This is a genomic window from Desulfosarcina cetonica JCM 12296 (genome assembly GCF_001311845.1).
GTDB classification, from domain to species: Bacteria; Desulfobacterota; Desulfobacteria; order Desulfobacterales; family Desulfosarcinaceae; genus Desulfosarcina; species Desulfosarcina cetonica.
The window spans coordinates 1-8,970 of sequence record NZ_BBCC01000230.1 but is presented as its reverse complement, the minus strand read 5'-3'; the positions used below and the strand labels follow the sequence as shown (position 1 = coordinate 8,970).

The 8,970-nt window shown below is 57.4% G+C and carries 11 protein-coding genes and 1 pseudogene; all 12 read right to left on the bottom strand.

Annotated elements, in window-relative coordinates; all coding sequences use genetic code 11:
• Positions 1–477, bottom strand: a pseudogene (locus JCM12296_RS29930) (OmpA family protein); the annotation flags it as partial.
• Positions 447–665 carry a hypothetical protein gene (locus tag JCM12296_RS29925; protein WP_054700681.1) on the bottom strand — a complete coding sequence of 73 codons (219 nt, stop codon included), beginning with the start codon at positions 663–665 and terminating at the stop codon, positions 447–449. The pseudogene JCM12296_RS29930 and the gene JCM12296_RS29925, both read right to left, overlap by 31 nt.
• A gap of 41 nt (positions 666–706) precedes the next feature.
• A complete protein-coding gene (locus JCM12296_RS29920; RefSeq protein ID WP_054700679.1) occupies positions 707–1,288 on the bottom strand; it encodes a lipid-binding SYLF domain-containing protein in 582 nt (193 codons plus the stop codon).
• Positions 1,289–1,341: 53 nt separating this feature from the next.
• Positions 1,342–1,599 carry a hypothetical protein gene (locus JCM12296_RS29915; protein ID WP_054700676.1) on the bottom strand — a complete coding sequence of 86 codons (258 nt, stop codon included), beginning with the start codon at positions 1,597–1,599 and terminating at the stop codon, positions 1,342–1,344.
• Positions 1,600–1,802: 203 nt separating this feature from the next.
• Positions 1,803–2,426: an META domain-containing protein gene (locus JCM12296_RS29910; RefSeq protein WP_281492205.1), complete on the bottom strand. Its 624-nt coding sequence runs from the start codon at positions 2,424–2,426 to the stop codon at positions 1,803–1,805.
• An 86-nt stretch (positions 2,427–2,512) separates the two neighbouring features.
• Positions 2,513–4,783: a PqiB family protein gene (locus JCM12296_RS29905; protein WP_054700669.1), complete on the bottom strand. Its 2,271-nt coding sequence runs from the start codon at positions 4,781–4,783 to the stop codon at positions 2,513–2,515.
• Entirely contained in the window at positions 4,780–6,147 is a 1,368-nt protein-coding gene (locus JCM12296_RS29900; protein ID WP_172684179.1) for a paraquat-inducible protein A, read from the bottom strand. Before JCM12296_RS29900 ends, JCM12296_RS29905 begins: the two co-directional genes overlap by 4 nt.
• A 32-nt stretch (positions 6,148–6,179) precedes the next feature.
• On the bottom strand, positions 6,180–6,476 hold the full coding sequence (locus JCM12296_RS29895) for a hypothetical protein (RefSeq protein WP_054700663.1): 297 nt from the start codon (positions 6,474–6,476) through the stop codon (positions 6,180–6,182).
• Between the two features lie 84 nt (positions 6,477–6,560).
• Positions 6,561–6,794, bottom strand: a complete 234-nt coding sequence (locus tag JCM12296_RS29890; RefSeq protein ID WP_054700660.1) for a hypothetical protein — start codon at positions 6,792–6,794, stop codon at positions 6,561–6,563.
• Positions 6,791–7,069 (bottom strand): hypothetical protein, encoded by a 279-nt coding sequence (locus JCM12296_RS29885; RefSeq protein ID WP_054700657.1) that lies wholly within the window; start codon positions 7,067–7,069, stop codon positions 6,791–6,793. Before JCM12296_RS29885 ends, JCM12296_RS29890 begins: the two co-directional genes overlap by 4 nt.
• 610 nt (positions 7,070–7,679) lie before the next feature.
• Positions 7,680–8,045, bottom strand: coding sequence for a phospholipase D-like domain-containing protein (locus tag JCM12296_RS29880; protein WP_054700654.1), 366 nt, complete (start codon positions 8,043–8,045; stop codon positions 7,680–7,682).
• Positions 8,046–8,430: 385 nt separating this feature from the next.
• Positions 8,431–8,970, bottom strand: a 540-nt coding sequence (locus JCM12296_RS40480; RefSeq protein ID WP_218188354.1) for a DUF389 domain-containing protein, incomplete at its 5' end; no start/stop codon positions are given.

Here is an 8,970-nt window from a genome sequence, read left to right as displayed (position 1 = left end):
GGCGCCGTCCATCAGACTGTCACCCTGGGTGGCGAAACCGCATCCGCCAACATTGGCAACCTCTTCCAAGAGTTTCATTCCGGCTTCGTTATCGTCCACGGCAACGGTGTAGATGCACAGCGCATCCCCCATCTTCTCCTTCAAAGCTGTTGCCGCAGCTACCGGTGCAGATCCCATATCCTTGCCATCGCTAACGATAATGATGGCGCTCTTTCCGGAAAGGCCGTCCAGATCATTGCCTGCGGCGGTGATGGCTTTGCCCAAAAGACTGATACCACCCGGTTTGGTGAGCTGTGCCAACCCGTTGTCGAAATCAGCCCGGTTGAAAGGTCCCATGTCATCAACCAGCATGGTCGACTCCCTTGAAACGCTTAAATCATGCCCGAAACTGCGCAGGGCGGTATTGACCTGCATATCCGCGGGAATGGTTTTAGCCATGTTTTCCATCAAGGCTTTGCCCAGATCGAATTTTTCCACTGCTGATACCCCTCAGCCATTGATGACGATGAATCGATTATGAAAACGGCGTTTTGTGTCTTCTGCACATACCCATCGGCATTGATATCAACCGGCGTAAAGGCGGGCACCGGTTGATAAGTGGCACAGGCGCCCAGCATCCCGACAACCATGAATGCAACAATTAAATTCACACATCTATTTCTCATCGTTTTCCTCTCCTTTTGTATTGGGAACATCAATTTTTGAATTATTGCAAGGGCTTGAAATTAAACTTCTGGCCGCCGATGGCGGCTTCATACATCAACCCGCCCTTGGTGTGGACAAACACAGCCATGCCTTTGTGGTAACGCGTTTCGGCCTGTTTGCCTGTTGCCGGCCCCGCGCTGGCCCCGGCAGTGGCACCCTGGGTACCCGCTTTGGCCTGGGCCCCGGCAGTGATGGCCACGGCGGATGCCGAGGCGTCAAACTCGAATTCACCGCCGGTGAACTCGTCATAGGCTCTTTTATCTTCGAAGAAAATCATCTGGCTGAACGCCTGACCGCCGGCCTGCCAGCCAATGGATAATTTTACCAGCGACGCCTCGCCCGTAACCTTACCCCCACGGTATACCTGCCCTTTTCCGTAGGCGCCACCGATGCCAAGACCGCCCTTGCCGATGGTCGGAAAAACGGCGTATCCATAAGCGCTACTGAAAAACGGTTTGACCGCTTCTGACTTTTTGTAGATTTCAATCGTGTCGCTGAACTGGTCGGCGAGCACCGGTTGGGCTGTCCCCAACACCGTCATAATCAGAATCAATACCAAGGATACATTTGTTTTTCTTCTCATAACGCGCTCCTTTTCATTTTTCGGTGGCTTCGTATGTTTCCTATCGTTTCACATTACTCCAGACGCATGCGCGCAATGATCGTTTCCAACTCCCCGGATTGGCGCATGCTCTCGATATCGGCACGCAGCTTTTCGGCTGCCGCCGGATCGGGGGCTCCCAGGACAAATTTCATGGGTTCATCCCTGAAAACGGCGTCATCGGCGATCTGGAGATTGTTTTTGCGAATGATGCCTTTCAATGTATCTACGTAGGCCGGGCCGCGTTCGGAGTACTTCTTCAAGCCATCGGCCAGGACCAGTGAGCTCAGCACCGGACAGCACCACCACCTCCTCGGCCATGAGTGGCGAGGCCATCGCGACCAACATGACCCCTGCCAACACACCCGTAAGCCAGGCATTCATAGAAGTACTCCCATTGCATTGTCCGTACGGCAGCGATCGACCGTGGTTCGATCTGCTCCAATCATTGTGCAACGCCGGACTGCCGTGTGTCGCCGTATCACCGATTCGGGCCCTATTGCTGAGTGATCGTGACGATTTCGATGATCTCTCCCACCATATGGATGCTTCCGACGTCGTCTCTGACACGGGCGGTGACCCTCACCTGCAGGCCATTCTTTTTGAACGTTTCCGGAAGGTTGACCGGCTCGTAGGTTTTTCCATCGTCATCCTTGATGGCAAAAAAACCGCCTTCCAGATCCATGTACACGACAGTTCCCAGCAGTTCCACGGGACCTGGAGAAGATCGGAATCGCATCGTTCCGCTGTCGTAGGGCAGCTCCAGGAAAAGCCTCCCATCCTGAACGAAAAAGGAAGCGGCGCGCTGCAGGTCACGCATGAACGGCGCATCCAGCGAGTCCTGGGGGCAGGCCATGCGGGTCGATATCAGCGGACCGAATGTGAGCTGGCCGGCGGCGATCTTATAATCACCGCCGCCCCGGTTGCAGTCGAAGCGAACCCGGGCCTTCCCGTCCGCCATCAGAAGCAACGTGTAGCGCTCCGGTTCCGGTACGCTGATTTTTTCGACCGGGGTGATCGTCGATTCCCACTGCCAGGTTTTGCCGACGACTGACTGTGGATCGGCCGTGCGAACATCTTGTTTGCCCGGCGTGCCGCCGGCGCAGCCGGCCCCGGCAATTGCGGCCCCGATTAAAAAGCGATAAGCAAGTGTTTCATTGTTGTCTCCCGGGTTGTTAGCAAGTTCTGGTCACGGTTTACCCGTCCTTATTTCCGGATTTCCGGGCGCCACGTCAGCCATTCATCTTCCGCTTCCCGATGCAACACGAAGTGATGGCCGTTTTTCACCGCAGCGCCCATGGCATCGTTGTCCGGCGTTGCCAGGGCCACGCCCCCGGCCAGGATGGATCGGAGCGACTCGGTGGTCATGGAAATTCCGGAAAACACGCCGCCACGGATCTGGATGCCGCTGACGTTCCAGAAGCGCGTGTTTTTCCGAATGATTGGACGATACGGTGCATGAATGTTCACGTTGATATAGACCTGCTGAAAGGTTGGGGAAAGCTGGCAGCCGGTGACCTCTCCGACCACCACCCGGCGATAATAAACCGGCGACCCCGGCTTCAAGGAGGAAAGATTGTCGGCATCCAGAACCAGGTTCAGACCGGTTTTCGGCATTATCGGCGGCGGGGGGGCCGGCAGGGCCTTGAAATCGCGCCGAGTCTTGCCCTTGCCGGGATTCATTTCGATGAACACGCCCTGAAGCAAGGCGCCCACGTTGCCGCCGTCGGTAGGACTGAACGCCGGCCGTGCCAGCCAGAACTGCGTTCCTTCACGAAGGAGACCGGCCGTCTGCAGTTCGAGCATGGCTTCCACGGTGGCATCTTTGTATTCCCGGCCATAGGTCAACGCGGTCACCCGGCCGATCCGGACGCCCCGGTATTTGACAGCCGTACCGATGTCGATGCCTTCGAACCGATCGAAGACAATTTTGATTCTGGCCCGACCGCTGTCCATGGCGGCATCGTGGTCGCCGTATAGGGTGAACCGGGTCTGTGGCGTTGCCGCAGCTCCTTTTTTCGGCGTATAGAAGGCCAACCCGCCGGAAATGATCGACTTCAAAGAACCGGTGTGGACCCTGAGACCGGAAAGGTTGGCGTTCACCTCCACCCCGCTGAGTTGGTAGAATCGGGAACTGGTGCGTACATGCTTGGCGTAGGGTGTGTAGATGAGTGTTTCGATCTCGACATGACCGGCATCGTCGGAAAGGGCGAAGCCGGTGACTTCCCCCACCTGGCAGCGTTTGAGGAAAACCGGTGCCCCCACGGAAAGGGATCCCGCATCGTCGGCGGTCAGCCAGAACCGGGAGCCCGGCGGTGTTTGGTAAATATAGTCATCCTCATCGACGACAAAATGGTCCTGGTAGTCGCCATCACCGGGTTGGAAACTGATATGCGAACCCGTGACCAGGGTCTCGATATTCCTGATTCCCTGGAGGGAAATATCCGGCCGGACCAGGTAGAACCGGGTGCCCGATCTGAGGATGCCTTCTGCCCGCGGGTCGAGCAGGACGCGTGCGGAAACGCTGTGCCGGGCGTCCCGGTTCAACGAAATCGACTTAACCACGCCCACCTTCATTCCCCGGTAGACCACCTGGGTCGAGCCTTCGGAAATGCCTTTGCCCGAGGTCAGCTGCAGGGTCAGGGGGAGACCGTATGCCGCCGCATCGAAATCTTTGTACAGCGGAAAGGTGCGGCCGTTGCCGGCCTGGGGTGACGCTTTCAGCGCTGCGGGGGTATCCATGACGATGCCGCCCTTGATCAGGGTCGTCAGGGACTGCAGGCGCAGCTTGAAGTCGGCCACGCCGCCGCTGATCGTGAGGCCGCTGGCATTCCAGAAGCGGCTTTCCGTTTTCACCAGGTGCTGGAACTCCGGCTCGATGAAAATACTGAGCCGTACCGTATCATCCGACTGCGGTTGGTATTGCTGCACCGACCCGATCATGATGCCGCGATGATAGATGCCCGAGCCCACCTGCAGGGAGTAGAGGGCTTCCGCTTGGAGGATGAGATGCAGTCCCGGTGCGTTTTCCGCCACGGGAGGCCGGTTCGGCAGACCGACAAAGGTGCGCGCCGGTTGTTTGGAAACACCCGGCTGTACACCGATGTAGCTGCCCGATAGAAGCGTCTCGAGCCCGGTAATGCGGTCGGCACCCACCTCGGCCTTCTGCACCCAGAATTTGAGGTCTTCCACCAGATAAGGCCCCGTGCCTTTGCTCATCTCGATGGTCAGGTCGACGCCTTGCAGATCCTTCTGCAAGGCGATGGCCTTGACCAGTCCCATCTGGTTGCCTTTGAACAGAACCGGCGTCTTCCCGGCAGTGATGCCCGTGGCGTCCTTGAACGACACGGTAATGTCGATACCGGCGGTGGTGATGTGGCGATAGAGCAGCCATCCGCCGATGCAGATTGCCAGGATAGGCAGGATCCATACGGGTGAGATCCCCTTTTTTTTCTCCACCTTGGGCGTTGTCGTCATGCGTCCTCCCGGGTTGGGACAGTTTGGGTGCCATGATTTGGCTCGGAACAGACATCCCACAAAATTCGGGTATCGAAAGCGATGGCGGCAAGCATGGTGGCGAGCACGACCGCCGTAAAATAGAGCGCCGCCGGCGCAGCCTCGATGGAAGTCAATGTACCGAATTGGACCAGGGCACCCAGCAGCGCGATAACGAAGATGTCCAGAAACGACCAGCGGCCGATGAATTCGATGAAATGAAACATGGCGGTCTTGTTTTCCAGCCATTGGCGGCGCCTGAAATGGATACTCAGCAGAATGATCATGATCCCCACCACTTTGAACAGGGGAACCAGCACGCTGGCGGTGAAAATGATCGCGCCGATGCCGTATTCGCCGGTGCTGAAAAAATAGAGAATGCCGTCGAGGATGGTGGAGACCTCCGGGACCCCCAGCCAATCCACCCGCATGATGGGCAGGATGTTCGCCGGCAGGAAAAAGATGGCCGCACAGATCACCAGTGCCCAGGTGCGGTTGAGGCTGTCCGGTTTGCGCATGTGCAGCTCTGCGTTGCACCTCGGGCAGCGATCGATATCCGGGGTGGATGCCGCCTGCGCGCATACCAGCAGGCCGCAGTCATGGCAGCGGACGATTCCCGCCTCCCGGGCGGTGAGAGGCAGGCGTTGCCTTGCCGGCGCCATGAGTGATGGCAGCCCCCCTGCCGACAGATTGCCGATATGCTGCCAGAACCGGTGGGGATCGACCACTACGGAGGCGCTCACCGTGATCAGCACCAGCAGGCAAAAGCAGAAGAAGCCGATGTTGTATTGGATGTCGGCCATTTTGTGCATCTTGATGATGGTGATCAGGATGGCCAGCATGTAGACCTCCACCATTCCCCATTCGGCCAGGTGTCCATAGGCCCTGAAACAGCCGGCCAGGCGGTTTGTGAATCGCCTGAAGGTCAGTCCGAAGGAGACGACAAAGAGCAGGGTCAATTTCATCAGCGGGAAGAGGATGCTCGTGGCCATGACCATGAGGCCGACAATATAATACCCCTTCTCCAGGAGTACGCGGAATGCATCGACGACGTTTCCGGAACCTTTCATACCGGCAATGGAGAAGGTCATGATCGGCATGAGCATGGCCGGAAGATACAGCAACAGCCCGGTCAGACTGATGGCCAAGGCCTTGGAAACGCTGTCCGCCACGGCGCGTTGGACCACCGTGTTGCAGCGCGGGCAACGCAACCGGTATCCCGGCGGCACCGTGCACGCGTCGAGTAATAGGTCGCACGCCGGGCAGGCCGTCAGATCCGACAACGACGTTTGGGATGGACCGGACGGCGGCCCCGCTACGGAATTTGCCTTCGAATCCAGATGCATGTAAATCGAACCGGCCTCCCCAATCAAAGTCCTCATCGCTCAAACATGCCCTGGTAGAAACCGGTGAAGGAAAGATCGAAGGTCACGCCGCGTCCGGCCAAGTCCGTCCGTATGCCACCCCAGTCCCCGGTGAGCCGCTCCCGGCTCCACCAGGACGCGTCGCTCTGAGCCGGGAGTTCCCCGTTCCGGCCCGCCACCTGCCTGGTCTCAGGACTGTCGGCAGCGTGGCCGGCGATACCGGCCCCTTGCACCAGCGGCGGGTATCCTGGGAGAATACTCAAGCCCCAGAGGACGATGACAAGCGCCCCTATGTACGGGTTGGTTCTCATGCCCATTCCCCTATGTTGCGCTATTTACCTGCCAATGTTTTTGCAGCCCGGCGCTGGCAGCCGGGCATCTTGTCTTTACCGTTTTTATACGGACGAATTACATTCATGAGGGGGGATTTCCTTGCCCGTGATCTTTTTCTCTGTGATGACGGCGATCTTACCGTCCTTGACGCCGACGTTGGCGATCTGGCCGAGATTCGTCTCGGGGTCCATGACCCGGCCGTTGTTGATGACCAAGTCGTAATCCTTGGCCATGGCCGGTAAAGCCATCGTAAGCATCAGAACCAAAAAACCGAACAGTGTTCCTAACCTTTTCATTCGCTTTCTCCTTTTTGATTGCAAATATCGAGGCACTCCACACTCAGCAAGGGAATCGCGAAGCTATACAGATGCTGCAAGATGCCCATCAGGGCCGCCTGATCGGGGAGCCGCCCCTTGATTTCGGTAACCGTCGCCTGATCCCCGGTTTCAACGATCGCGAAGGTCATGCCTTGCAGATAGTCGGCCCAGTGCGGGCTCAACCGGCCGGAAATGCGGACCCTGTAGGTGGCTGGATGACTTATCAGGGATCCTGGTTTTTTCTTGTGGACCATCTTCTCCTCCGCTATCGAGGGCGTGCAAAATGAGGAGGGTTTGGACATCGTTCGAAGTCATGGCTCGCTCAATCAGTTGATTGTATGCGCCTGGAGCTAAACAGACTTTAAAATGGTAACAATTGTATCGTGCGCGAATCGTCAGGAAGGTCGGATCAACATAGTAAGATCAGCAGAACAGCTGCATCGTATCATGGCTGTGAGACTTGGACAATCCCCCAAAAAGGTGCAAAAAAGGTGCAGCGAGGGCATGAAAAGAATAGTAAAGCTTTAGGACAGCGTATAGTCAACGACTACTGCACGGGAACCAGATTGCGTTTGAAGGCCTCGACAACCGCCTGGCGGCGTGAATGAACGTTCAGCTTGCGGCAGTACTGGATCCACGCGGGTTACGATGACAAGGTGAATCCTATCCGGAAGGCATTGAATCATTCGGGATAGTATGGTCTGGACAGATTCCGATGCAATCGTATGAAAGTCCTCCAAAACGACCACCAGAGGTTTCTCCAACGAATTTAACGCTGAAACCAGCGTGTCGGCGAGATAATGCGGCGGCGGCTCTGTCACACAATCCCCCAAAAGTCAGTACAGCTCTCGGTCAAATGGCTACCTATAGCAAGAATTCCACCGGCAGCAACCGGATCAGCCCCACGCCGAATTTTTTCCAGAAGCCGACATGGGGCTCTGAATCGTAGACAATCTCGCCATCGGCGGTTTTCTGGTGCCAGCGGATTGCTTTGCTGCCGTTTTTGCCGGTATCCAGCGTCAGCCGGAAAGCCACTTTCTTGATATTCTGGTCGAATGCCTCGGCGCTCTTAACGGCTATTTCCGGGTTGAGGAACAGGATGCCGATTTCGTTGTTGATGTTCAGGGAACGCTGATCCAGGTTCATGGAACCCACGAACATGGCCTTTCGGTCGATCACCATGGTTTTGGCATGCAGGCTCGATTTGCTCAGCCCTGGCATCCAGGCCATTGCTCAACAAAATCACCCCTGACTGACCGGAATGGCCCGCAAGCGCCTCGGCAAAGGTTCGTCCGAGGCGGGTTGTGTGCCCGTCCTTGATGACACTGGACGGCGGGCGATGGATATCCTTTGGAAGGCTGGAACAGCCAATGAACCCCCACAGGCAGCAAACAACGCTAAAGAAAACCGACAGCGTATTTGTTAACCAACACATGGTTTGCCTCCTTCGCAAGGGTGAGTTCGGCGATCAGGCCATCCCCTCCCGGAACCCGTTTTATCGCTTGCCTGAATATTGGTCAATGCCCCTCGTACGGAGGGGAACCGGGCTGCATGCGTCTCGTCGCTCTCGAATACGCGAGAGCCGTCCCACCAACGGGGTCGACTCGTGCCGCATTTATTCGTCCGCTTCCACGCCGGCTTTCTGGAGGGTGTAAATCTTGACATCGGCCTCCGCCCCGATGGTCTCCTTGACGATCCGCCGGAGGTCGCGGCGCAGTTCGTGCGGTACCGGTCCGTCGGCGCCAAGCAGAATGCCGATGAAGAAGCCCCGTTCGGGAACGGGGGATCGGCCTGTCAGAATGAGTTCGAGACCCGGCTCTTTTTCGATTCGATGTCTAAACGCATCGTAGAGTGCCGATGAAACCGGATAGGCCATGGGACGCGTCGGCCCCTCGACGACTTTGGCGGCTGACCGGTAAAACAGCGGCGCGCTGATTAAAACGGTGGCCAGCGCCAACGTCAATATCGCCCGGCGAGCCCACAAGGCCGGACCGATGCCGAGCCGAACACCTTGAATGCCCAGCACGCGGAACGTGGTGGCGGCACCCAGGGTGATGGCCACCAGGTTGGTTACATGCAAAATGGCCGCGCCTTCAAATACGCTCCATACTCCCCGGCTGAGGCCAATTCCCGCGGCAGCCAGCGGCGGGACCAG